The sequence below is a fragment of the Bacteroidia bacterium genome (assembly GCA_020852255.1).
Classification (GTDB): Bacteria; Bacteroidota; Bacteroidia; order JADZBD01; family JADZBD01; genus JADZBD01.
In genome coordinates, this window is sequence record JADZBD010000025.1 from 103295 (window position 1) to 127821 (window position 24527).

Sequence of the window (24527 nt, forward strand, 5' to 3'; positions counted from 1 at the left end):
AATGTCGGTACATAAGGAACTATGGGACAATCTGCCGGTAGGAATCGCGGTTCTTGATGAAGATCGTGTTGCTTATGCCAACCACAAGGCACACGAAATACTGGGCATTGATCCGGAATACCTTGAGTCAAAAGAGAAACATTCCATCTTCGACTTTATTCTTCCAGGCGACCAGGAAAAATTTTTGGAAACCTACCGCAGCATTTCTTCCCCGAACCAAAACGACCATATTTCAGACTGGCCGGTGACCATTCGGTCGGGCGCCCGGCGAATTCTTCAGGTAGCCGCTTCAAGGATTCACTTCGGAGAACATGCCGCCATCCAGATAGTATTCAGCGATGTGACCGATGTACGAAAAAATGAAGAGCGTTTAGGCGATATTATTAACAACATTGAAGAAGTAGTATATCTGATCCGGGCGGAAGGCGGCAGGAGAGAGGTGGAGTTTATTTCGGAAAACGTGAACAAACTGATCGGAATCCCTGCTGAAGAATATAAAAGAAATATCGCAATACTTAAAGATTACGTTCATCCGGAAGACCTTCCTGTGGTAGTGGAAGTGGCGCAACGACTGTATAATAACAAAACGGCCCAGGTTCAGACGTACCGTTTTCGAAACAAAACAACCGGGGACTATGTTTGGCTGGAAGAAAGAGTATATCCCAAGCTGAATTCCAAAGGAGAGATGGTAGCCATTCTTGGAGTAACCAGGGATGTTACGATCCGCACGCTGGTGGAAAAGCAGACACGGGAAAGCGAGCGCCGCTACAGGGAGTTGTTCGAAAACAGCGTAGCGGGGGTGTTCCGTACAACAGTGCAAGGAAAAATGCTGGATTGCAACCGCGCCTATCTGGATATTTTTGAATGTTCAAGAGAAGAACTGGCGCGGCGGGGAGTGGCATCTTTTTATTTCAGAGCCGAGGACCGTGAGGAATATGTACGAAAGCTTAGAAAGGATGGCACGGTAAGCAATTACCCGCTGCTGTTGAAGAAAACCAACGGAGAGGGAGTACATGTTTTGGTGAACGCAAAGGTGCTCCGGGAGCCGGTAGACGGCACAGAGGTCATCGAGGGCTCAGTAATTGATATTACGGCTTTTGAGAAAACGGCCGAAGCACTGAGGGAGAGCGAGCGAACGCTTTCCACGCTGATGAACAATCTTCCGGGAATGGCCTACCGCTGTTTATATGATGAATACTGGACCATGCTTTTTTTAAGCAACGGATGCAAGGAACTAACCGGCTACGACCCGGAAGATATCGTGGGAAATAAAGAGCGCACCTTCTCTTCGCTGGTTCATCCGGAAGACAAAGGGATTGGTGGCATCCAGATCCGGCAATCGGTCCGGGACAAAGGTTCGTTCGAAATAGAATACCGCATTATTCAGGCCGGCGGGGATGTAAGGTGGGTATGGGAAAAAGGGGAGGCGGTATACGGACCCGACGGCGAAGTGCTTTTCCTGGAAGGATTTATTGCCGATGTTACAGAACGGAAATTGTTTGAGCTTGCCCAGGAGGACAGCCGCCGGATGTATAAAAATCTGATCGAATCTTCGCCGGAAGGAATCTTTGTCCACGATCTTCAGGGAACCATCCTTTTCACAAACCAACGCGCCCTTCAGCTTATGGGCGCCCGATCGTCCGATGAATTCATCGGCAAAAACGTACTCAACTTCTCATTGGAAGAGGATCTTGAAATACTGCGGAGACGGAAGATAACCCTCCTCCGGGGAGAAGATCATGGGTACCTCGAATCCCGCGTCCGTAACCACAAAGGAGACACCATCCGCATTGAGACTAAACCGATTCTCATCGATTTTCAAGGAGAAAAGGCGGTGCTCATGTTTGTGAGAGACCCCGAGTATTATCGTCAGCTCGAAAAAGAGACCCTCCGGGCACAGTTCGCGGAGGAAACCAGCAGGCGGCTGCAGGAAGAAATTTCGGAAAGAAAAAATACAGAGCGCATGTTACGGGAAACCCAGAAATATTCCCGACTGCTTATCGACAGCTCCATTGACATGATTTGTGCCTCGGACCGCGAAGGTAAACTTACCGAGTTTAATGCGGCCGCACAGAAAACATTCGGCTATTCCGCAGACGAGGTGATTGGCTGTCACGTTAGCCTGCTCTACGCCAACCCGGAAGACCGAAGCACCATTACCGAAGAGGGCCTGTATAAAAGCGGAACTTTTTCCGGAGAGGTGATGTACCGGAGAAAAAACGGAGAGATTTTTCACGCGTATCTTTCTGCTTCTGTGCTCAAGAACGACAAAGGAGAGATTATCGGAGCGATGGGCGTTTCCCGCGATATCACGGAACGTAAACAAAACGAGAACCGGATCATCCAGTCTCTGCACGAAAAGGAAGTGTTGCTGAAAGAGGTGCACCACCGCGTAAAAAACAACCTCCAGGTTATTTCTTCAATCCTCAACCTGCAGTCGAGCTATGTAAAAGACAAAAACACCCTCATGATGCTCCGGGAAAGCCAGGACCGCATCAAATCAATGGCCTTTATTCATGAAAGTCTTTATCAAACCAAAGACTTTTCTAAGGTCAACTTCTCGGAGTATGTTGTAAATTTGTCGAAGAACCTGATGCGTTCGTACGACCTTTCCGGGCGTAAGGTCGAGTTTGCAAGTCAGGTGGAAAACGTTCATTTGAATCTGGATCAGTCAATTCCTTGCGGCTTGATAATCAACGAGTTGGTTTCCAACGCACTGAAATATGCGTTCCGTAAAAAGAAAAAGGGTATTATTACCCTGAAAATCAGGGAGAAGGACGACAAGATCACGGTTGTTTTAGCCGACGATGGCGACGGGATACCGGAAGGGTTTGATTATCGAAATACGGATTCGTTAGGACTGCAATTGGTGGTAACCCTGTCAGAGCAGCTTAACGGAACCATTAAATTGGATAGAAAAAACGGAACGAAATTTACAATCACGTTCCCAAGAATGATCAAAAAATAAAGGAATGTCGAAAGTCAATATTCTGATCACCGAAGACGAGAGCATTGTGGCAAAGGATATTCAGCAGAGTCTGAAAAAGCTGGGCTACAACGTGGTGGGTATCTGCAATAACGGGGAGGACGCCATACGAAATGCGGAAGAGAAGAAGCCGGAGCTGGTTCTGATGGACATTATGCTGAAAGGGGAGATGAGCGGAATTGAAGCCGCCGATCAGATCCGTCAGCGGTTCAACATCCCCGTGATATTTCTGACTGCCTATGCCGACGAGAGTACGCTTGCCAAGGCAAAGGTAACCGAGCCCTACGGATATATCATCAAACCGTTCAAGGAAATTGATCTGCACACTTCCATTGAGATGGCGCTGTATAAACACCAGCGGGAAACAGACGTGAAGAAAGAACGTGATTTCCTCTACTCGCTCGTGGAAAACAAAGACTCAAAGGACATTCTGTTCGTAAAGTCGAGCAACAAACTCGTAAAGGTGAAAACTTCGGATATATATTATGTGGAAGCGCTGAAGGACTATGTGGTCATTCATACTGCCCACGCAAGATATACCATTCACTCTACGATGAAGGACATTGAAAAGAAAATGCCGTCGAACGAGTTTGTGCGCGTTCACAGATCTTACATTGTTCGTATTGATAAAATTGTGGCCATTGATCACAGCAATGTCATCCTTGAACACGAGAACAAGGAGATACCGATCGGCGGTTCCTATAAGGACGATCTGACTAAGCGTATCAACCAGGTCTGATCCTGGTCGTCAAAACTTTCCTCATGTGTCAGCTTCCGCTGGTACGGTTTTTTTTCATCCTGCTGCTGACAGGCAGCCAGTTTCTTTTTGCGCAGAGTTGTCCTTCCTGGGGTAGCGGATACAAGCACAAAAGCGTGAGTGTGATTCAGAATCCCTTCGGCAGAGAACGAAAACCGGGCAAAACATTTCACGGAGACTATTTTACATCGAAAAGAAAAAAGAAGACAAGCCACCGAGAGCAAGACAGTTTCAAAAAAAAATCAAGAAAAAAGAGAAAGAGCTACGGTGAAAAAGCAAAGGGCAAAAAAGTGATTAAGTCTAAAAAGGAAAAACGGAAAGAGCGGCGTACGAAGAGAAAAGAAATGAAAAAGTCCCGGAAGGAGCTGAACTGGGAAAAGGACCCCCTTAGCGGGAAGCCGAAAAAGCAAAAGAAAAAAAGGAAGCGCAAACCCGAGGTGGGATTGTGGGACCAGAAGATGTACTGATATGAAGGGGTTTGTCACGGTAATCATATTGTTTTTTTTAACAGGAACAGCCACGGCCCAGTCGCCGGAAATAGAATTTGCCCTCAAACTTAGCCTCAAAGGAGACCATGCAGGGGCACGGGAAGCATTGCTGGATCTTCTTAAAAAAGAGCCGGCAAACCTTCGCGCTAAACTGGAACTTTCCAGAGAGCATTATTACCTCAAAGAATGGGAGCCCTGCTTCCGCTTGTGCAGAGAGCTGCTGGACCAGAAGAAAGACACTGCCATACGCCGCCAGACGTACGTAGTGTATGGAACCTGTCTGGATGCCTCCGGCGACCCAAAAGCCGCTGTAAAGGTCTTTAAAAAGGGCAGGGACGAGTTTCCTTCCTACTACCTAATCCCCTTTAATATGGGGGTTACGTATTATTCCATGGGAAAGAAGGAGAATGCCGCCGAGGCCCTGTATGCTTCCGCCCGCCTGAACCCCCACCATCCCGGTTCTGCTTTTTACCTGGCAGTGATCATGGACGAACAAAAGAACCGGATAGCCACCCTTTTAGCCTTGATGCGCTTTTTGATACTAGAGCAGGAGGGATCCCGGGCCCTGGCCGGGGTGGAACTGTTGGTGCGCAAAATGGAAGGCAACGTTTCAAAGGGTGACAATAACCAGATGAATATTACCGTGGAGCCGGGAAGCATGGACAAGAAAGCAGAAAACAATTTTTCAACGGTTGACCTCTTTCTTTCTTTGTCGGTGGCTACACTCTACGGGAAAGACACACAGCATACCCCGGCGGAAAAGCTGGCGAAGGAAATTCAAGCCTTGTGCACAGCACTGGCCGCGAATGCGGAAGGACAAAAAGGATTTTTCTGGGAGTTCTATGCGCCCTTTTTCATTGCCATGGAAAAGAACGGCCACGCAGAAACACTGGCTTATGTTCTGCTGAGTTATTACACAGATCCCGGCGAAGACATTTCCGCCTGGGTGACGGAGCACCGAACCAAAGCGGACGCGTTTTTTGAATGGGAGAAAAATTATTTCTGGCCGCAGTGAAAACACTCATTCTGATCCGGCATGCTAAATCCGACTGGGGGAATGAGCTTCTCAGCGACCGCTACCGTCCGCTCAACGCACGCGGACATTCGGATGCGCCGGCTATGGCGGAAAGGTTACGGAACCTGGGAGTGAAACCCGACAAACTGATCTCAAGCCCGGCCCTGCGCGCAATGACCACTGCACTTTATTTTACGGAAGGATTTTCTTTGGATCCCGGCATTATTCAGATGAGCGCCGCACTATATGAAACCGGCGAGAAAGAATACCTGCGGGTGATCCGGGGAACGGAGGCGAATGTTAACACGTTGTTAATCTTTGCGCACAATCCGGTTATTACCACCCTGGCCAATCGCCTGGGCAATTTACGCACCGATAATGTTCCGACCTGCGGCGCAGCTGCTTTTCAGTTCAGGATCGGGCACTGGAGCGATGTTGAAAAGGGGGAACTCCTGTTTTATGAGTTCCCGAAGAAAAGGCCCGAATAATCCTTAAATTCGGGCACCATGCCTGCACATGTTTTTCTGATCAACCGGGAGGTTTCCTGGCTTTCCTTCAACGAGAGGGTGCTTCAGGAAGCGGAGGATAACAGCGTGCCCTTGCTGGAGCGTTTTCGTTTTCTTGGAATTTATTCTAACAACCTGGATGAATTCTACCGCGTACGGGTGGCAGCCGTAAGGCGCATGATGAAACACGGAAAAAAGGGAGAGGAGTTTCTCGGAGAAAGTCCGGCCGCGCTCTACGACCGCATTCAGCAGATTATCATCCGGCAACAAGCCCGTTTTGAAAGTACTTACAGAAAACTGCTCCGGGAACTGGAAAAGAGCGGAGCCCTGATCGTGAATGAAAAGCAGCTTAACAGGGAGCAGAGCGAAGTGACCCGGCAGTACTTCCGTGAAAGTGTGATGCCGGCATTGTTTCCCATTATGGTTGACAGCGCTCCTCAGTTTCCGTACATGAAAGACCGGGCAATCTATCTCCTGGTCAGGATCGTCCGAAGAGAAAAGGAAAACAAGTACCGGTATGCGCTCATCGAAATCCCCTCTGCGCTGCCCCGGTTTTTTCGCCTGCCCGATGCGAAGGGGAAAAGATGCGTGATCCTGCTCGACGACGTGATCCGCCACTGCCTCAACGACGTGTTCCCATTTTTTGAATACGATACCATTGATGCCTTTACTATAAAAATGACCCGCGACGCCGAGCTGGAAACAGACAATGACATTTCGAAAGGGTTATTGGAAAAACTTTCTAAAAGCCTGAAAAAGCGGCGGAAAGGGTTCCCGGTCCGCTTCATCTTTGACGTGGAAATACCCAAGGATGCGCTCCAGTTCCTCCAACGGAAATTGCCGGTGCTCAAAGACGAATACCTGGTTCCGGGAGGACGTTACCATAACTTCCGGGATTTTATAAAGTTTCCGGACCTCGGACTCGCCACCCTGAAATACAAAGAAGAGCCGCCGGCCCGGCACCCCGTGTTACGAAGAGAAAAAAGTTTTATCCGAGTATTGCGCAACCAGGATATTCTGCTGATGTATCCGTATCAATCGTTTAATCACACCATTGACCTCCTGCGCGAAGCTTCCATGGACCCCAAGGTAACTGCGGTGAGCATTACGCTGTACAGGGCGGCGCGAAACTCTAACGTGGTGAATGCGCTTATCAACGCGGCACGAAACGGTAAAAAAGTGAACGCTGTGGTGGAGCTGCAGGCCCGCTTTGATGAGGAGGCAAACATCTTCTGGTCGAATCAGCTGAAGGAGGAGGGAGTAAATGTGATTTACGGTGTGCCCGGGTTTAAAGTGCATTCCAAGCTGATCCTGATTCACAGGAAGGAGAAGGACAAGACCGCGAGGTACGCTCATGTTGGAACCGGAAACTTTAATGAGGATACTTCAGGGGTCTACAGCGACTTTTCTTTGTTTACTGCAGACAAAAAGCTTGCAAAGGAAGTAGAGGAGGTTTTTCGTTTTTACTTCAATAATAATTACCGTCCGCAACTGGAGCAGCTTTTAGTAGCTCCGTTTAATCTCAGGAAAAGACTGATGCGCCTGATTGACGGGGAGATCAGTGAAGCAAGGGCAGGGAGAAGAGCGGAGATTTTTTTAAAAATGAACAGCCTGGTAGATAGTACGATGATCCGCAGGCTATATGAAGCAAGCCGCGCAGGGGTAAAGATCCGGCTGATCATTCGGGGAATTTGCTCGTTGGTAACAGGAACACTGCATCAGAGCGAAAACATTGAAGCCATCAGCATCGTAGACCGTTACCTGGAACACGGAAGGGTTTTTATCTTTCATCAGGGTGGGAAGGAAAGGATATATCTGTCATCGGCCGACTGGATGACGCGAAATCTTGATTTCCGTTCAGAAGTGGCCATGCCGGTGCTCGATCCGCGAATCGCCAAAACAATAAAGCAGACAATGGAAATACAATGGTCCGACAATACCAAGGCGCGGATTCTGACTCCTATGCAGGAGAACACCTATGTGAAGGCGGGGGAAAAACCTTCGGTGCGCTCCCAGTCAGAAATCTATCAGTATCTTACCCGCTCAACACAATCGAAGTAAGAATGAAATTCGCCGCAATTGACATAGGATCCAATGCCACGCGGCTTTTATTTTGTAACGTAATTTCCCAAAACGGGAAATCCCCGGTTTTTAAAAAGGCGGAGCTGATTCGCGTACCCCTTCGCCTGGGAGAAGATTCCTTTATCCGGGGAAGAATCGGAAAAGATAAAGCGGATAAGCTGGTAACAGCGATGCAGGCATTCAAATACCTGATTAAAGTATATGATGCCATAGACTACCGCGCCTGTGCTACTTCGGCTATGCGTGACGCCGAGAATCGCTGGGATATTGTGGACAGAATTCGCAAAGAGACCGGTATCCGGATAGAAATCATTGACGGCAAAACGGAAGCGGATATCATTTATGCCAACCACATAGAGAAGTACCTGGAAAACGGACAGTCTTATCTCTATATTGATATTGGAGGGGGAAGCACGGAGATAACGCTGTTTTCCAACGGAAAAGTGGTCGCGTCTCAGTCGTTCAACGTGGGAACTATTCGCATGCTGCATGAGCAGATCGACAAGGAATACTGGGCCTATTTTAAAAAATGGGTGAGAGAGATTTGCGAAGGAAAAGGACCGGTAACGGCCATCGGGTCGGGTGGAAACATTAACAAGCTCTTCAAAATGACACGTAAAAAGGAGAGCAAGCCGCTGCCTGTTTCAAGGATCAGAGAGGTGTGTGAAATGGTAGAATCGTACGCCTATGAAGACCGGGTGCGGGTGCTGGGACTGAATCCTGACCGTGCAGACGTGATCGTGCCGGCCTCAAAAATCCTGCTCAGCGTTTTGAAACAATCGCAGGCGGAAAAAATCATTGTTCCGCAGTTTGGTTTATCCGACGGCATTGTTCATCAGTTGTATGATAAATACCGCCAGAAGCAGGTGCACCGCCTCGAAGCCTGATTACTTTTTCAGGCAGTCCGGGGCAGCGGTTACGCCCTTAAACTCTGCACCGCTTTTCAGAAACTCCTGAACGCGTTTGAACTTCTCACTGCCGGTATTGAGTGCAATAATTTTTTCATAACAGCACTTGGCATAAGCGTATTCTTTGTTGGAGAGGTAGTACGATCCCAGGTAATCATAAGCTTCTTCCAGGTCTTTTTTGTTTTTTTCAACCTCTTCGGGCTTCACCAGCTCAATCACTTTGGTATAGAAGGGAAGGGCCAGCCCTTTCATCACTTTACCTGTATCCTGTGCGGCGTTGCAGCGGCCTCTCCACACATATCCGAACGGAATCCCGCTTTGAAGGCGAATGTAGCCGGCGAACGCAGAATCTCCATATACGTATTGTTTGGAGTAATACAGTGAGCGGCCCAGGTAGTAGTAGTCGTTCGCCACAATCTTCTTTCCGCAGAGGATTCGTTTTTGATACCACACTGCAGCGTCAGCGTGTTTTTTCATTTTGGCGTAAACGCCACCGATCTCGGCCGCCATATCACAGTTGTTGCTGTCAATCGCAAAGGCTTTCTTGAACATTTCAGCAGCCAGGGAATCTTTTCCTGACTTCTGGTAAAACTTTCCGTAATAATCATAATCTCTCGCGATAACCCGGTCCGGGGTCTGCTTGGCAAGGTACGTTTCCATGGTGGACATTCCGTTGGCCATATCACCAATTTCATAATAGCAGTATCCGATAAGCCGAAGCACTACCATATTGGACGGAACCTCTTTCTGTACTGCTTTAAGGACATCCAGTGCCTCGGTATATTTTTTTGCGATGTAAAGAAAGATCCCATAGCGCACCCTGGCGGAAATACTGCCGGTGTTGAGCTCAAGGTATTTTTTGTAATCCTCAAGTGCTTTTTCGATCTGGCCCATTTTGTTATAGGCTTCCGCACGCTCGCGGTACGCCGGGGCAAAATTGGGTTCAAGTGTTATGGCATCCGTAAAATATTTGGCGGCCTCCGAAGGATTATTCGCGCGCATGTACAGAATACCGCGACGAACAAGGGGCTTTGGCGAGGTTTTGTCTGCAGCCGCTGCCTTTTTGTACTCTTCAATGGCCGCACTGCCGTCTGTGGTGTTCTGCTCAAACAAAGCGTCGCCGTTCAGTACCAGGCTTTCCATGTTTTTAGGATTGATCGCCAGTGCCTTGTTAAGGTAGGAAAGCGCCTTGGGAACATCCTTTATCGGAGCATAAACATAGGCTTCGGCTATTTTCAGGTACGTATTTACCTGATGTAATTTTTGGGTTTTGTCATTTTCTACAATGGAAACTGCCTTGAAAAAATGGGTTCCGGCCTCTGCGGATTTTCCCTTGTACCAGAACACTTTTCCAATTCCGGCATGATTGAGCGGAAAATTAGGGTTCACGGAAGCGCCTTTGTTGTAAAATAAAAGCGCCGAATCCAATTCCTCCTGGCGGAAGTAATTCTCTCCCAGATAAAAGTAGTTCTCACCGTTATTCGGCGCCTGTTGAATCAGCCGGACAAGGGTTGCTGCCGCTTTCTCGTATTGTTCATTGTCCGAAAGACGAATGGCGTCCTTAAGAGACTGTGCATGAAAAGGAACCACTGACCCGGTCAGGAGAACAGCAAGAAGGATCACTTTTTTCATATAACTGTTTTTCAGTAAACGGAGAGCGAAAATACAAAATCAGGGTTACTGTTTAACTTCCACAATCCGTAGCGGCATGGTGGCCGGTACTAGACCCGATTTCAGTATAATTCGCTGCCCTTTTTCACCTGCAATAAAGGCAGCAAACCCTGTGCCAAGGCCTGCACCTACCTCAACCTTAACAATATACACGTCTCGAATCAGGGGATATTGTCCCTGAGCCAGATAGGCCTGATACGGTTCAAAATACTCTTTAAACGGACCCGCGGAAATAGGCAGCACCCGCACCTTTTTCAGAAAGGAATTGGAAAGAGAGTCGTCGCGGTCACTGAGCCAGTTTACCCCTATAACCCCGATAGTGTTGGGATGTGCCGCTACATAATTGATGACCTCTTCATTGGATTTAACGGCAAAGCAGTTGCCGGGAAACTCGGCCCCCGCTTTCATCAGGGAATCTTTCATGTACCTGGCATTGCAGGAAAGTGCGTGATCAAAAACCATACGCAACGAATCTCTGTTCCCCATGGAATCCAGCTGGGCAAAGGTTTGCAACTCCCCGCTGAGTATCTGCCGGATCTGTGGCACGCTTAAACCGCGGAGTTTATTGTCGGGATGAACGATAAGGGCTACGCCGTCATATGCAATTTTGATATAGGTGGGATCCACCTTGCGCTGTTTCACCACCTGCTCTTCCTGTGCGGTTAGTTTACGCGAAAGAATGGCGAACCGTATTGAGTCTTTCAGTAATAAGCCCACTAGCGAATCTTCGTGGGTATAGGTAAAATGTACATCTGCATCCACATACAACTGCTCAAAAGTCATTTCTTCCGCATCCATGATAAGCCGGTAGGAATCATCGGCGCCCACGCGAACGCTGCCCGAGGTGGGCGTATCAGAATTATTCCTTTTTGTAGTGCCGGAACTGCAGCTGTGGATGAGCAATACAGCCAGCACAACGGTAAGGCACCAGAAGGTAACAGATCCGCGATTCATAGTTCCTTGTTTTGATTTTGTTCTTTACGATGTGCCCTGTATAACATGGAGGCGCGGAAAACAGCGTAGGCAAGAAACACACAGCCCCACAGCATTCGGTACTTGCTGATATGTTCCATTAACAGATCGGTGAAGATGAAAACGAACCCCGTTACGGTGTACAGCACGATCATGAACAGGGTGATTTGCTTTGACATGTCGGGATATAATGCGCCCCGGAAGTGGTAACAACCGGGGCGCGAATGAAACTTATTTCAGGTTAAAGGTAACCGGAATGAGGTAACGCACCTTAACCGGTTTACCGTTTTGTTTTCCGGCATTCCACTTGGGCATCTGCGAGATCACACGCTGCGACTCGGCACTCATGGCCGGACAGGCATTCACGCCTTTTTTTACCGCCACTTCAGAAATGGAACCATCTTTACCTACCACAAACTCAACATATACTTTTCCGGAGATCTGGTTCTCTTTACACATCTGCGGGTAGTTTATGTTCTTCTGGAGGAACTTATACATTTCAGCTACGCCTCCCGGAAATTCCGGTTGCTCCTGAATGGCGGCCGTTTCGTATACCGTATTGTCTTCTGTTTCGGTTGGCGTTTCCACAATCGGCGGAGGTCCGTCATCACCTTCCTGGGTGATCGTTCCCACGTTCTCTGTTTTTACTTCTTCCTGTGTGGGAGGCGGTTCTTCGTCTTCCTGCTCAGAGGGTTCCGGAGGAACAAAACGAACCGAACTCACAGGAGGAGGAGGAGGAGGAGGGGGGGGAGGAGGAGGGGTTTCCTTCTCTTCCATACTGGGCGGCTCGGTGAGCTCTACCATTTTATCGGTCAGTGGCACTTCCACTACTTCTTCCGGCGTGAGCAAGGTAATGATAGTGGGAATGGAAAGAATGAGGGTGATCCCCAGCACAGTGGAGAGCAAAGCCAGCCCCATCACACGACCATACCCTCTTCGGATCTGAAACGCCCCGTAATCGGTGTGGCGCTGTTCAAAAACAAGGTTGTTGCGGGCCGCCTGGAGGACGTTGGTCCATCCTTTATCGTAAGACAAACCTACGATAATCAGCATGCCAATGATAAGAGTGATAATCATGGCGTTTCAGTTTTTATTTAACTCCCAGTTTAGTTAATACGTCCTTTTCAGAGTCGGAAATGTCAACGATCGCATACTTGCCGATCTGCGCAATACTCATCTCGTCCACCATATCAATCACATTTTTATAACTCGCTTTGGGGTCGGGCTTGATGATCACGGTTAGTGTAGCCTGATTTCCTTTGAGTTTCTCATCACCGGACTTGGCTTTATGTATTTCATTTTTCCGGAAATCATACAGCTTCTGAATGGAATCGTCGCTGATCTTTCCTTTCATGGCCTTTACTTCTTTTTCAATTTCCCTGAAAAGATCAATGATCCCTTTCTGTTTTTCGAATAATACCTTCCGGATGCCTTTGGTCTGGTCAAAGGAAGTCTCTACAACGGGCGTACTGCCGTCGGGGTTAAGAACACCTTCGTAGTAGAACATGCGGTCGTTGTCTGCGAGCATAATGGTGATCACATTCTTCACCTTTATGTGCGCCGTGTCGTCCTTGTCCTTGATGGGCATGGTTATCTCCATGGTAGTAGGCTTGGAGAAGGTAGCGGTCAGAACGAAGAAGGTCAGCAGCAGAAAACCCAGGTCCACCATGGGGGTCATGTCTATCCTCGTAGAGGATTTTTTTGCCCGCCGCTTCTGGTGTTTACCTCCGCCTCCGCCTCCGTCATCACCTGTTTGAACATCTGACATATCCGTAATTAATTAGTGGCCGGCCCTTCCAGGCTGGTCAGCAGGTTAAACTTATGAATTCCGATCTCCTCCAGCTGGAATGTTCCGATCACCTCTTTCACCGCGATGTAGTCTGATCTTCCGTCGCCCTTGATGGCGCAGCGCAGACGGTTGTATTCTTTCGGTGCACTGAATCCCTGCTTCTGATAGAACTGGGCAGAAGCCAGGCGGGAGAAATTGATCCAGTCTTTAAGCTGATTAGTACTGGCTTTGGCAGAGTCAACGGGGATGCCCTTGTTGGATGCATAGATATTGCTGCGCTCCGTTTCAGAAGCATTGATAATATCTTTCATCTGCGTCATGGGTCCACCGAAGGACTGCATAAGTGAAAAGCGCTTGATCTCTTCTTCAGTAAATGTGATCTGGTATTTACTTCCCATCATCTGGAGCAACTCAGAACGGATTGCTTTATTATCAATGTTGAAGAACACGCGGCCGACACTGTCAACGGTCACGGTCAGAACATCTTTATCCGGAACAGGAATGTTTTTCTGGGAAGAAGGTATAGTTACGATCACGGGCTCTTCCGCACGGAACTGGGCGGTGAGCATGAAGAAGGTCACCAGCAGAAACGCAAGATCCACCATTGGCGTCATATCCAACTCGGGACTGTTCTTTGGCATTTTGATCTTTGGCATAGATCCCCTGCTTTTAGTATAGTGATGACATTTTCATTAAAATTCCATACTGCCGCTTAATTTTTTGCGGCAAAGGTTTGAGACACAGAGAATCCGGCTTCATCAATACCATAGGTGAGCGAGTCAATACGGTTGGTGAAATAGTTGTACATCACAATGGCGATCGCCGACCCGCCGATACCCAGCGCCGTATTAATAAGCGCCTCAGAGATACCGGTAGAAAGAGCTACTGTGTCAGGAGCACCGGCTTGTGCAAGAGCCTTAAAGGCCTTGATCATACCGAGTACGGTTCCCAGCAGGGCCACCAGCGTGGAAATGGTGGCACAGGTGGAAAGAATAATCATATTCTTGGAGAGCATGGGAAGCTCCAGCGCAGTGGCCTCTTCCAGCTCCTTCTGAATGGCAGCCAGCTTTGCTTCTTTATCCATGGAGGAATCTTTGTCTACGGCCTTGTACTTCTCAAGTCCGGAACGGAGCACATTGGCCACAGAACCGCGCTGGCGGTCGCATTCTTCAATGGCGGCGTCAAACTGTCCGTTGGAAATGAGATTGCGTACGTTGCGGATGAAGCGCTCAACGTTGCCGCGCCCTTTGGCTTTAAAAATGGTGAGAAAGCGCTCAACGGAGAAAGCAATGATGGTGAGCACAATGGTTATGAGAAGGGGAACAATAGGACCTCCCTTGTAAACGAGTCCGTACCAGCTTCCGATACCTTCTTTGATGGGATGGCCTTTGTCGGGATCTCCTCCCTCAAAATTGTCCGGGCTACCCAGTACAAACATGTAAAACCATACCGATAATCCGAACAGGACCGGAATAACGATGAATGGCAGGATGGACGACAGTGATCCTGATGATTTTTCGTTGCTCATAATTAATTGGTTTTTAAGGATTAATGGATTCTGTAATTGACCTTTTTTTAGGGTCGCCAAACTTACTAAATCTATTTAAGACGTGAAAATTAAGGAATTAGCGTGCGTTCGGTACAAAGTACGTGTCATTTTAACTATCCGTCAATCAGCATCTTATAACTGGCAGAGAAAATCCCATAACTGGGTCTCAGACCTGTTTAACTGGATGGGGGAGTATTTTTCTGACCGGCTCTTTCCTTCCGGTAGGTTCGGATCACCGGAATGATGGTGATGATGATGAGAAAGATGAGGATGTATTCCAGGTTTTCTCTAACGGCCGGCACATCTCCCAGCAGGTATCCGGTAATACCGATGCTGCCGATCCAGGCTACGGCACCACTGATATTATAAAACGTGAAGCGGGCGAAATTCACCCGGATCACTCCCGCAAGAATGGGTGCAAAGGTTCGAATGATGGGAAGAAACCGGCCGAGTATCAGCGCCTTTGCCCCGTGTCGCTGGTAAAAGCTGCGGGTAACTTCGAGGTATTTCTTTTTAAAAATCAGCGAGTCATCGCGTTTGAATAATGGTGGTCCTACCCGGTAACCGAACCAGTAGCCGGCAATATTACCGATGATAGCCGCTGCCATCATACAGGGCAGGAGCACATAAATGGAAACACCAAGCAGTTCCGGCTGTGAAGCGCATAACAGGCCGGAGACGAATACGAGGGAGTCGCCCGGAAGAAAAAATCCTACGAACAGTCCGGTTTCTGCGAAAATAACGAACAACAGGAGCACCAGCCCTCCCTTGTGAATAATGGTTTCAGGGTTGATCAGTTCTTTGAGAAACTCCCACGCTTCAAGCATCTTCAGGCGACTCTTTAAATTCTCCTTCCCATTTTGCAATTACTACAGTGGCCAGGCAGTTGCCAATCACGTTTACGGACGTTCGTGCCATATCCATCAATTCGTCAATGCCGAGTATAATGAAGATCGGCCAAACAGGAAGTCCGAAGGAAGCAGCGGTTCCCAGCAGAATCACCAGCGAAGCGCGCGGAACACCCGCCACTCCTTTACTGGTGATCATCAGGGTCAGCACCATAATGAGTTGTTCTTTCCACGACATATCAATTCCGGCTACCTGTGCCACAAATACGGAGGCAAGAGAAAGATAAAGCGTGGTACCGTCGAGGTTAAAACTGTATCCTGTAGGCAAAACAAAAGCAACGATTTTTCTTGGAACACCAAATTTTTCCATGTTTTCCATGGCTTTAGGAAGGGCGGCTTCTGAGCTGGTGGTTGCAAATGCAATGGAAACAGGTTCGGCAATGGCGGAAATGAACCGCCGGAGCGGTATGCGAATGATAAGGGCTACCGGCAGTAATACAAATGCCAGAAAGAAGATGAGCGCTCCGTAAAGCGTGAACAAGAGCTGAAACAAGTTGACAAGTATTCCCAGTCCCATATGACTTACCGTGTATGCAATGGCAGCGCCTACGCCCACGGGCGCGAAATACATCACTACTTTGGTAAACTTAAACATCACCTCTGCCAGACTCTCCGAGAAATCCAGCATGGGTTTTCGCTTTACTTCATTCACGAGCGCCAGTCCGATGGCAAACAGAACACTGAAAATGACAATCTGCAGCACTTGTCCTTCTGCTATCGACTTGGCAATGTTTTCTGGAAAAATGTGCAGGATCACCTCCTGGGTGGTTTGTTTCACCGCCACGAGTTCTTCCCGGTGCTCTGTTCCTTCAGGAATGGTTACGCCAACGCCGGCCTGCGTAAGATTGATGGCGGCAAGTCCGACAAAAAGAGCGAGCGTTGTAACAATTTCGAAATAGAGAATAGACTTGAGCCCCATTCGTCCGACCTGCTTCAGGTTGGAATGTCCCGCAATACCCACTACCAGCGTGGAAAAGATAAGCGGGGCAATAATGGTTTTGATTAGCTTCAAAAATATTTTACTGCACACCTGCAGATGGGTGGCAATGTCAGGAATATCGTGCCCCACTTCAACGCCCAGAAACATGCTGTAGAGGATCCAGGCGGTCAGGGATTTTTGTTTAAATACAAAAAAACCGAACGTAAGCAGAACAATTAGCCGGAGAGGGACCAGCAATGCCGGGGGAAGTCCGAACCAGCCGTTTTCTTCTGCAAGCATAAGTACGCCGTAGACCGAAACGATCAATAGATAAATAATAGAAAGGCGTCCTTTATTCATGGCGATGCGCGCATGCGGGATATGAAATCTATTTTACTATTTCTATCCCCAGCAACAGGTCAGGATATATACCCAGTGCAATAAGGAAGACCACACACACCAGCAGGATCATCCGGTGTGGTACGGAAAGCTGAACATCCTGCGAATCCGGCTCTCTGTAATACATGCAGATGATCAGGCGGAAATAGTAATACACTCCCACCAGCGACCCGAGGATTCCCACCACTGCCAGCAGCACATGCCAGGGCATGCTGAGCTGAAGGAGGGAGGAGAGGATGCTGTACTTGGCAAAAAAGCCGGCTACCGGAGGAATTCCTGCAAGCGAGAGCATTCCCACCGTGAGGGAGAATGCCAGCAGCGGACTTTTCTTCGCAAGACCGTTGAACTGATCAAAGGTGTTGAATCCGGTGGCGATGAGCGCCGTGAACGCAATGAAAGAAGCAAGGGCGTAAGCTGCGGCGTAATAGAAAAGAGCGCCAACCGCATCTATATTCATTGCGATGATGGCCATAACCATGAATCCGGCATGTGACACACCGGACCATGCGAGCATCCTTTTCACACTTTGCTGGTAAACAGCGGTTACATTTCCGATGATCAGGGAGAGGGCGGAGAGCACCATTAACACATTCATCCAGGTGTCGTTCACCCCGGTCATGGAATAAGCCATCAGCCGGAAAAAAGCCGCAAAGGCAGCGGTTTTCACAATGGTGGCCATAAAAGCGGTAACCGGTGTGGGTGCTCCGGTATATACATCGGGAGCCCAGGTATGGAAAGGAGCGAGTGAGACCTTAAAGGAAAGTCCGGCTACAATCAGGAGTACACCGGCATAAAGGAAACCGGGATGTGGAACAGAGGTAGTGTGCAGTGCATTGCTGATTGTCTGGAGATCGAGACTGCCGGTGGCGCCGTACAAAAAAGCCAATCCAAAAAGAAGGAAAGCGGAGGCGAAGGCTCCCATGAGAAAATACTTGAAGGCACTTTCGTTGGATTCCAGGGAATCTTTTTTACTGCCCGCCAGCACGTATACGGGAATGGAGAGAATTTCCACACCAAGGAAGAACATGGTGAGGTTGTTAAAGGAAACCAGAACAACTGCGCCGGTGATTGCAAACAGGGTAAGTACGAAATGATCGGAAACGGAAGTTGCGGTCTGGATATATTGGTTAGACATCACGTACCATATGATGGCCATGAAACAGATAAGAATGGTAAATGCCGCTGCGTAATTGTCGAAGCGGATCATATTATTGAATATGGCAGGCAGCGAAGCATTGCCCCATCCGATCACGGAGGCCACGATAGTGGCAAGCATCCCCAGTACCACCAGGGGAAAAATAAGTGAACGCAGTTTTCCCAGTTCTGCAAGCAGGGCCAGCAAACCCACGGAAGAAAGAATGATGAGAGCGTTCATTTAGCGAATCCGGTGCTGTTCAACAATACTTCTACGGCCGGAGAGGCGATGTCCAGCAAGGGGGAGGGGAATACGCCGAAAAGTACAATTACCAGTGCCAATATGGTCAGGATCCATTTTTCGTTGCCGCCGATTTCGGAAAACGAAGAAGTAATGCCATTGGTTTCACCCAGCATGATTCCCTGGTAAGAGCGCAACATGTACACTGCGCCGAGTATCACGGTAAGGCCTGCGAAGATTGCCGTCCATAACCCGTACTGGAAAACGCCGGTGAGAAGCAGCACTTCTCCCACAAAGCCGTTGGTGAGCGGGAGGGCTACGCTTCCCAGCATCACTATGAGGTAAAGCACAGCGAATGCAGGAGCTACGTTGCGGATGCCGCCGAGGTCGGAAATGGTTCTGGTTTTGGTGCGGGAGTCAATGATGTCGGAAATGAAAAACAATCCCACCACATTGATCCCGTGTGCTACCATTTGAATGACCGCACCGGTGATTCCCTGCGTGGTCAGGGAGAAAGTTCCCGCTACAATGAGTCCAACGTGTGCGATGGAAGAATAGGCGATGAGGCGTTTAAGATCTGTTTGAACAATGGCAATGCAGGAGGCGTAAACGATACCGATTACAGAAAGCGTCATCACCAGCCCGCTCCATTCCTGTACTGCGCCGGGCACCACAGGCAAGAGCCAGCGTAAAAGACCATAGGTTCCCATTTTAAGCATTATTCCTGAGAGGAGCATGGTTCCCGGGGTGGGAGCAGAGGTGTAGGTATCGGGCTGCCATGTGTGAAAGGGGAAAATGGGGATCTTGATGGCGAAGGCGAGGAAGAAACACCAGAAGACAAATGTTTGTGCTCCGGAAGAGAGGGCATGGCCGGCGGCGTAAAGATCCCGGATGGCGAAGGAACCTTGTGTATGCCGGTAGAGATAAATAAGTCCGATCAGCATGAAGAGTGATCCGGCGAGTGTGTACACGAAAAATTTAAATGTGATGCGCGCCCGGTCTTTTCCGCCCCAGAGCAGGCAGATGAACCAGATGGGGATGAGGGCAAGTTCCCAGAAGATGTAGAACAGAAAACCGTCCGTGGCAGTAAATACTCCCAGCAGGGCCATCTCCATGAAAAGAATAAGGGCGTAGAAGACGTTTGTGTTTTTGTAATCGTGCCTGAATGAGGTAAGGATGATGAAGGGCACAAGGGAAGTTGTGAGCAGCACAAGTAGTATAGAAATACCATCTGTGTTGAGGGCGATGTTTGCGCCGATGGAACGAATCCAGGGAAGATTACAACCCAGCAGTCCGTTGGGATCCTGCGATTGAAAAACATAAAAGGCGGCAGCCGACAGGCAGAACACAAGCAGAGAAGAAACAAAGGCGAGCCGTTTGGCTTGTGCGGGCGGCGAGACCAAAAGAAGCAGTCCGCAAAGCAGTGGAAGAATGAGAAGCGCCAGCAATAGCATAAGTGGCGTAAAAGTAAGGGATTAGATCATAAAACCGAAGGCTCTGGATCTTCTTTTTAAGCTTGGGGATTTGGATGTACGGCCCGGGTAAGTACGGCCACAGAAAGTCGTCTACTAATCAACGTATTATCTTGTTTTTCAAGGGGAAAGGTATCAGAATGGTGAGGGGGCCGGGCACTTGCAGCGGCAATCCGCAGTAACATACCTGCGGCCGGGAAGCAGACCTGCAAGCCCTCACGCTTCGGCAGGCAGGTTGTTGAAGGTTGCTACTCACCACAGGCTACTCGCCCAATAAAGCTGATTTGCTTGTGATTCAGGGGTATTATTTATCAATGTTACCTCCAGTAATAAAACAGAAACGCACCTGGTTTGATCAGGATAACCGAGCAAGGCAGAGGGAAAGTAATAATTAACGGATCAGAGTTAAATGCAGGTCTTTATTTGTATGGCCTTGTTGTGAACAATATCGAAGTTTGTGTTAAAAGGATGCTGTTAACAAAGTAGCCTTTTCCGGACGTTATTAGAGTAACAGGCTTTGTAGATTCGCCATTATAGAAAAGTTGGAGATTCAATATATTTCTTTTGTCGCGGGCGTGGCAGGGCTTTCTTTCCTGTTAGTAAGCGTTTGTTGTTTTCTGTTTGGATGGCAAAAGACAAGCCTTTATTTATTACTCTCATCGTTGATGCTACTTTTGACTGCTGCAATAAATTTAGATCCATTTCTAAATGTTTGGGATGAGAGGTTCCATGCTTTGGTGGCAAAAAACCTACTTAGTCACCCCCTGAAACCTACTTTGTATGATAATCCTATCGTGCCAATGGCTTATGACCGGTGGGACCGGTATTATATCTGGTTGCATAAAGAGCCATTGTTTTTGTGGCAAATCGCGTTGAGCTTTAAGATCTTTGGAATTAATGAGTTTGCGGTTCGGATTCCCAGTGCAGTGCTGGCCTTTTTTACGGGTATGGCAATCTTTAGAAGTGGAGTTATTATCGGAAATTTTAGAGTCGGGTACATAGGCTTGTTTCTCTTCGTAACCACGGGATTTATCTATCGCCTCGTTTCCGGAAGATTGACGCTGGAGCATAATGACATTGCATTCATGGGATATGTTTCTTTAAGCTATTGGTCGTTTTTGGAATATACCAATAGGAGGTCTTCAAAATGGATAATTCTTATTGGGCTATTCGCAGGTCTGGGGGTGTTGTGTAAGTGGTTGGTTGGTTTATCTGTCTATTTAATGTGGTTTATTTACATCCTAAAAACAGACGGCGCTAAGATAAGGAACGCAGTGCCGAAATTAAAAGCATTTGGAATTTCTACGATTTTGATTTCTACGTGGCTTTTATACGCTTTCATTCATTACCCTGCCGAGTTGGCACGTTCTATGAAACACCATTCCGATCATCTATTCATAGCAGTGGATGGACACACCGGAACCTGGACATACCATTTTGAGCGCATCTATGAGCTGTTCAATTTAAGCTGGGGGCTGGTTGTTCTGTCTATAGTATGCGCATTTTATTTCATGAAGAATAATAATGTGTTTTGGCCCCTGTTGGCGGTAATAATTTCAGTTTACTTGCTGTTTACGGTGGCCGAAACTAAGATGCCCGCATTTACTATCATATTGATTCTGCCCATCTATCTGCTTCTTTCCGTGACATTAGATAAATTGATTTCATTGTGGGACGGGGGGAGACAGAAGGTAGTCGCCACTATTGTGGGCTTCGGAATGTTAACCCTTGTGTTTAGTAGATTGGATATTTCAGCGGTACTTAAAGACTATGCGATTAACTCGGAAGGAAATTATTATTCTTGGAGTTTAATGCACAACCGAAAGATCTTTAAAGACCTAAGGTTGACGAACAATACAGTGTTGTTTAACGTAAAGGGCAGGCACTACATCGAGGCTATGTTCTATACGGACAAGCCGGCCTATAATTTTATTCCTTCTGAAGAACAGGTACAGAAGGTAATCGCCGAGGGACACTCTATTGCAATATTTGTTAATCCGGGAGACACCTTACCGGAATATATTATGAAGGCGAATCCGGTAATGCTTGAGAATAATTTGTTTTTATGTGAGTAGCCGTGTGCCTGACAACACTTGAAGATGGGTTTCCAGACCTAATGGCTCAAGGGGCAATTCGTCACCCTGAGAGGTTTCCCTCGCCAGGGGCTCGGGACAGGCTTCTCGCCTCTTTAGAAACAATTCAGGCTAACTTGCCTGGAAATTCCGCTTAAAATGACCCCCATATTCCGGGGCAAACTGACCCCTGCATTTTTTCAAGTTGATCATGGCTGTTCAAAGTGGAATGTAGGGGTCTATTTGAGCGGAATTTCCTCCATACGCATTGCCAGTCCTGGCAGGCTGGTTGCCGCACCAATTATCCGGAATATGATTAGAAAACGACATTACTGGCATGCATGTATCATAGAAGTCCGGAGTGCCAATCAATCTCCACTGATCTGCATTGTCTAAATAGGTATTGATGCAATCATTATTGATCTCAAAACCGCCATTATAGACAAGGTTCTGTCCGGTAGCATTAAATGACAAACAGATGCCCAGAAGTATTTTTCCGAACATCTGTTTGAGATTGATCATCGCTATTTGATTACTAGAATCTTACCTGTAAATATTTTGCCGCTTTCGGCAGTTACACTATACAAATATACGCCATTTTGAAGCGTTGAGCAGTCTATACTCAGGCTCGATAATTCTGAGGATAAGACATAAGTACATACTACTTTTCCAGTTATATCAGTGATGCTAAGATCTGCATCTTTCATAACGGAATAGTTCAGTACCATCTTGCCATCATTAGGATTAGGGAAGAGATCAAATTTCATTTTTGGAGCATTTTCGTCGAGACCTACCCATCCTATGTCGGTTACTGACACGTCGTCGATATAGTAATATGCAGCACTAATTCCGGGACCACCAACGAACAGAGTGTCGGTAAGAGAATCAGCATAAAAGTTACCAATTGTAATGTACAGTTCTCCTCCTATTGCAAACAAAGTATCTTCAATTAATCTCCAGCCAATATTATTTTGCACGGGGCTAGCAGAATCGCTTTCTATTTGTGGAGGATAAGAAAGAACAAGCCCCGGGCCCGTGATGTTTACCGGAGTTTGAGAAAAATAGGCACCCATTCTGTTTGTTGCATAAGTTGTATTCTCAGCATGGCTAACGTAAAATGCCACATAATATTTTTTCCCCCACTCTAATGTGTCATTTAATTTCACCTGAATATATTCTCTGTAGTTGGATGTCAATACTCTCCAAGTATAAAAGCCACAGTATGCACCTCCGGTTCTTGCGGGTTCAACACCTAATGCATTACTTGGGACTCCGACTGAGACACCGGCACATTGATTGAAATAATCGGATGTAGCACCAGTTGGGTCATACCATGGGTTTGCTTGAAACACTTCCCCCCCCTGGCCAAGCAGTATACACTTCAAAGCTTGGATTCGGCACAAGATTAGTTTGGCCCATAGCGGGTAAGGATAGCATCGCTGACAGTACTGGTGTTATGAATGATACTATAGCCGTTCTCATTTGGTGACAACTAGTTTTTCCGTTTTCACAGTTTTTCCATCTTGCAGGATCTCGTAGAGGTAAACTCCGTTAGGAAGATTAGATTCCTGAATGTCCAGCTGGTTTTCCCCAGCTAGAAGAGTATAGGAACTAATTAGTTTTCCCGTTACATCGCGGATGATGAATGACCCGGTGCTGTTTTCCGGCAGGAAGTACTCCAGTGTCATTTCCCCATTGCTGGGATTAGGGAAGAGATTGGCTTTTATTTTGTCAGTGACCTCGTCCATCCCGACCCAGCCAATATCAACCACAGAAACGTCGTCGATATAATAATACGATGTGTTCCATCCATTCCCGCCAACGAATATTGTATCAGAATTTGAGTCGTCTTGAAAATTGCCGATTGTAATGTACAATTCTCCTCCAGCTGAAAATAAAGTATCTGTTATTTGACTCCAGCCGTTTTTTGAGAGCAACGGATTGCTAGGAGGATTAAAAATTTGTGGTAGGTAAGACAGGACCTCCCCTGGACCCATATTGCTGACCGGTGTCGGAGAAAAAAAAGCACCAAGATTGCTCGTTGCATATTTCATAGTGTCAGCCAAACTAACATAAAAGCTTACCAGGTATTTTTTCCCAGCAGCCAATGTGTCATTTAGTTTCACCTGAATATATTCTCTACGGTTTGGAATGGCGGCATTAAATGTATAGAAGCCTGCATAGGCAAACCCCACTTGTGCCGCCTCCGTTCCAAAAACATTATTTGGAACATCTACAAAACCAGTGGCACATTGATTAAAATAATCTGAAGTGGTTGACGTGGGGTCGTACCAAGGAATCGCGTTGTTCAATTGACTGATGCCTGTAGGACAAGAACTCATCGTCTCAAAACTAGGGTTAGGCACAAGGTTGGTCTGTGCTCCTGCTAACAAGTATGCGAAACAAATACTCAACAGTATGATTGTTCCTTTTCTCATTTAGCCACCACGAATTTGTCTTTTTTGATAGCTTCTCCGTTTTTAATAATCTCATAGATGTATACTTCGTTAGCTAGACGAGTTTCATTGATATCCAGTTCGTTTTCTCCAGTACAGGTAAAAACGTTGCTTATTTCAACATACCCGGAAACCGATGGAAATGTAATATTGAATGTTCCATTATCCAAATGAGATATTGCGCCTGGCGCCGCCGTTGTTAA

23 protein-coding genes are annotated in these 24527 nt (G+C 47.5%); 8 read left to right on the forward strand and 15 right to left on the reverse strand.

Annotated features, from left to right (window positions below; all coding sequences use genetic code 11):
* Position 1 precedes the first annotated feature (1 nt).
* Genes IT233_13855 through IT233_13885 form a run of 7 tightly spaced genes read left to right on the forward strand, consistent with a single transcriptional unit; the run spans position 2 to position 8721 of the window.
* Entirely contained in the window at positions 2-2968 is a 2967-nt protein-coding gene (locus IT233_13855; protein ID MCC7303720.1) for a PAS domain S-box protein, read from the forward strand.
* Positions 2969-2972: 4 nt separating this feature from the next.
* The gene (locus tag IT233_13860; GenBank protein ID MCC7303721.1) at positions 2973-3725 is read left to right on the forward strand and encodes a response regulator; all 753 of its coding nucleotides are present in this window, start codon (positions 2973-2975) and stop codon (positions 3723-3725) included.
* Between the two features lie 23 nt (positions 3726-3748).
* On the forward strand, positions 3749-4210 hold the full coding sequence (locus IT233_13865) for a hypothetical protein (protein MCC7303722.1): 462 nt from the start codon (positions 3749-3751) through the stop codon (positions 4208-4210).
* Position 4211: 1 nt separating this feature from the next.
* A complete protein-coding gene (locus tag IT233_13870; protein ID MCC7303723.1) occupies positions 4212-5246 on the forward strand; it encodes a hypothetical protein in 1035 nt (344 codons plus the stop codon).
* The gene (locus tag IT233_13875) at positions 5243-5734 is read left to right on the forward strand and encodes a histidine phosphatase family protein (protein MCC7303724.1); all 492 of its coding nucleotides are present in this window, start codon (positions 5243-5245) and stop codon (positions 5732-5734) included. The genes IT233_13870 and IT233_13875 overlap by 4 nt, the downstream gene beginning before the upstream one ends.
* Before the next feature lie 18 nt (positions 5735-5752).
* Positions 5753-7813, forward strand: a complete 2061-nt coding sequence (gene ppk1, locus IT233_13880) for a polyphosphate kinase 1 (GenBank protein ID MCC7303725.1) — start codon at positions 5753-5755, stop codon at positions 7811-7813.
* Positions 7814-7815: 2 nt separating this feature from the next.
* Entirely contained in the window at positions 7816-8721 is a 906-nt protein-coding gene (locus IT233_13885) for an ethanolamine ammonia-lyase reactivating factor EutA (GenBank protein ID MCC7303726.1), read from the forward strand.
* Here the strand turns inward: IT233_13885 and IT233_13890 are convergent, their stop codons facing one another.
* From IT233_13890 to IT233_13940, 11 genes are all read right to left on the reverse strand, one after another.
* Positions 8722-10374 carry a tetratricopeptide repeat protein gene (locus IT233_13890; protein ID MCC7303727.1) on the reverse strand — a complete coding sequence of 551 codons (1653 nt, stop codon included), beginning with the start codon at positions 10372-10374 and terminating at the stop codon, positions 8722-8724.
* A 45-nt stretch (positions 10375-10419) separates the two neighbouring features.
* Positions 10420-11367, reverse strand: coding sequence for a substrate-binding domain-containing protein (locus IT233_13895; protein MCC7303728.1), 948 nt, complete (start codon positions 11365-11367; stop codon positions 10420-10422).
* On the reverse strand, positions 11364-11564 hold the full coding sequence (locus IT233_13900; GenBank protein ID MCC7303729.1) for a hypothetical protein: 201 nt from the start codon (positions 11562-11564) through the stop codon (positions 11364-11366). Before IT233_13900 ends, IT233_13895 begins: the two co-directional genes overlap by 4 nt.
* A gap of 52 nt (positions 11565-11616) precedes the next feature.
* Complete coding sequence (locus IT233_13905) at positions 11617-12462, reverse strand: TonB family protein (protein ID MCC7303730.1); 846 nt, start codon at positions 12460-12462, stop codon at positions 11617-11619.
* 13 nt (positions 12463-12475) lie between these two features.
* The gene (locus tag IT233_13910) at positions 12476-13153 is read right to left on the reverse strand and encodes a biopolymer transporter ExbD (GenBank protein MCC7303731.1); all 678 of its coding nucleotides are present in this window, start codon (positions 13151-13153) and stop codon (positions 12476-12478) included.
* An 8-nt stretch (positions 13154-13161) separates the two neighbouring features.
* A complete protein-coding gene (locus IT233_13915) occupies positions 13162-13830 on the reverse strand; it encodes a biopolymer transporter ExbD (GenBank protein ID MCC7303732.1) in 669 nt (222 codons plus the stop codon).
* 56 nt (positions 13831-13886) lie between these two features.
* A complete protein-coding gene (locus tag IT233_13920; GenBank protein MCC7303733.1) occupies positions 13887-14702 on the reverse strand; it encodes a MotA/TolQ/ExbB proton channel family protein in 816 nt (271 codons plus the stop codon).
* Between the two features lie 197 nt (positions 14703-14899).
* Positions 14900-15550 carry a VTT domain-containing protein gene (locus IT233_13925; protein ID MCC7303734.1) on the reverse strand — a complete coding sequence of 217 codons (651 nt, stop codon included), beginning with the start codon at positions 15548-15550 and terminating at the stop codon, positions 14900-14902.
* A complete protein-coding gene (locus tag IT233_13930; protein MCC7303735.1) occupies positions 15543-16910 on the reverse strand; it encodes a cation:dicarboxylase symporter family transporter in 1368 nt (455 codons plus the stop codon). Before IT233_13930 ends, IT233_13925 begins: the two co-directional genes overlap by 8 nt.
* Before the next feature lie 28 nt (positions 16911-16938).
* Positions 16939-18324, reverse strand: a complete 1386-nt coding sequence (locus IT233_13935; GenBank protein ID MCC7303736.1) for an NADH-quinone oxidoreductase subunit N — start codon at positions 18322-18324, stop codon at positions 16939-16941.
* Entirely contained in the window at positions 18321-19778 is a 1458-nt protein-coding gene (locus tag IT233_13940) for an NADH-quinone oxidoreductase subunit M (GenBank protein ID MCC7303737.1), read from the reverse strand. Before IT233_13940 ends, IT233_13935 begins: the two co-directional genes overlap by 4 nt.
* A 560-nt stretch (positions 19779-20338) precedes the next feature.
* On the opposite strand from IT233_13940, the gene IT233_13945 reads away from it, so the two are divergent.
* Entirely contained in the window at positions 20339-21871 is a 1533-nt protein-coding gene (locus tag IT233_13945; GenBank protein ID MCC7303738.1) for a glycosyltransferase family 39 protein, read from the forward strand.
* A 216-nt stretch (positions 21872-22087) separates the two neighbouring features.
* Here the strand turns inward: IT233_13945 and IT233_13950 are convergent, their stop codons facing one another.
* The 4 genes from IT233_13950 to IT233_13965 form a co-directional block, all read right to left on the reverse strand.
* The gene (locus IT233_13950) at positions 22088-22390 is read right to left on the reverse strand and encodes a hypothetical protein (protein ID MCC7303739.1); all 303 of its coding nucleotides are present in this window, start codon (positions 22388-22390) and stop codon (positions 22088-22090) included.
* Positions 22391-22392: 2 nt separating this feature from the next.
* Positions 22393-23253, reverse strand: coding sequence for a T9SS type A sorting domain-containing protein (locus IT233_13955; protein MCC7303740.1), 861 nt, complete (start codon positions 23251-23253; stop codon positions 22393-22395).
* Between the two features lie 93 nt (positions 23254-23346).
* Positions 23347-24306: a T9SS type A sorting domain-containing protein gene (locus IT233_13960; GenBank protein MCC7303741.1), complete on the reverse strand. Its 960-nt coding sequence runs from the start codon at positions 24304-24306 to the stop codon at positions 23347-23349.
* Positions 24303-24527 (reverse strand): hypothetical protein (locus IT233_13965; protein ID MCC7303742.1); only part of this gene is annotated, 225 nt, incomplete at its 5' end. The genes IT233_13965 and IT233_13960, both read right to left, overlap by 4 nt.

What these genes read in the sequence shown, in the direction of transcription:
- IT233_13905 (MCC7303730.1), bottom strand. Translation starts at nt 12,462, where the DNA reads ATGATTATCACTCTTATCATTGGCATGCTGATTATCGTAGGTTTGTCT.
- IT233_13930 (MCC7303735.1), bottom strand. Translation starts at nt 16,910, where the DNA reads ATGAATAAAGGACGCCTTTCTATTATTTATCTATTGATCGTTTCGGTC.
- IT233_13925 (MCC7303734.1), bottom strand. Translation starts at nt 15,550, where the DNA reads ATGCTTGAAGCGTGGGAGTTTCTCAAAGAACTGATCAACCCTGAAACC.
- IT233_13940 (MCC7303737.1), bottom strand. Translation starts at nt 19,778, where the DNA reads ATGCTATTGCTGGCGCTTCTCATTCTTCCACTGCTTTGCGGACTGCTT.
- ppk1 (MCC7303725.1), top strand. Translation starts at nt 5,753, where the DNA reads ATGCCTGCACATGTTTTTCTGATCAACCGGGAGGTTTCCTGGCTTTCC.
- IT233_13890 (MCC7303727.1), bottom strand. Translation starts at nt 10,374, where the DNA reads ATGAAAAAAGTGATCCTTCTTGCTGTTCTCCTGACCGGGTCAGTGGTT.
- IT233_13865 (MCC7303722.1), top strand. Translation starts at nt 3,749, where the DNA reads ATGTGTCAGCTTCCGCTGGTACGGTTTTTTTTCATCCTGCTGCTGACA.
- IT233_13895 (MCC7303728.1), bottom strand. Translation starts at nt 11,367, where the DNA reads ATGAATCGCGGATCTGTTACCTTCTGGTGCCTTACCGTTGTGCTGGCT.
- IT233_13860 (MCC7303721.1), top strand. Translation starts at nt 2,973, where the DNA reads ATGTCGAAAGTCAATATTCTGATCACCGAAGACGAGAGCATTGTGGCA.
- IT233_13950 (MCC7303739.1), bottom strand. Translation starts at nt 22,390, where the DNA reads ATGATCAATCTCAAACAGATGTTCGGAAAAATACTTCTGGGCATCTGT.
- IT233_13960 (MCC7303741.1), bottom strand. Translation starts at nt 24,306, where the DNA reads ATGAGAAAAGGAACAATCATACTGTTGAGTATTTGTTTCGCATACTTG.
- IT233_13920 (MCC7303733.1), bottom strand. Translation starts at nt 14,702, where the DNA reads ATGAGCAACGAAAAATCATCAGGATCACTGTCGTCCATCCTGCCATTC.
- IT233_13870 (MCC7303723.1), top strand. Translation starts at nt 4,212, where the DNA reads ATGAAGGGGTTTGTCACGGTAATCATATTGTTTTTTTTAACAGGAACA.
- IT233_13855 (MCC7303720.1), top strand. Translation starts at nt 2, where the DNA reads ATGTCGGTACATAAGGAACTATGGGACAATCTGCCGGTAGGAATCGCG.
- IT233_13885 (MCC7303726.1), top strand. Translation starts at nt 7,816, where the DNA reads ATGAAATTCGCCGCAATTGACATAGGATCCAATGCCACGCGGCTTTTA.
- IT233_13910 (MCC7303731.1), bottom strand. Translation starts at nt 13,153, where the DNA reads ATGTCAGATGTTCAAACAGGTGATGACGGAGGCGGAGGCGGAGGTAAA.
- IT233_13915 (MCC7303732.1), bottom strand. Translation starts at nt 13,830, where the DNA reads ATGCCAAAGATCAAAATGCCAAAGAACAGTCCCGAGTTGGATATGACG.
- IT233_13935 (MCC7303736.1), bottom strand. Translation starts at nt 18,324, where the DNA reads ATGAACGCTCTCATCATTCTTTCTTCCGTGGGTTTGCTGGCCCTGCTT.
- IT233_13900 (MCC7303729.1), bottom strand. Translation starts at nt 11,564, where the DNA reads ATGTCAAAGCAAATCACCCTGTTCATGATCGTGCTGTACACCGTAACG.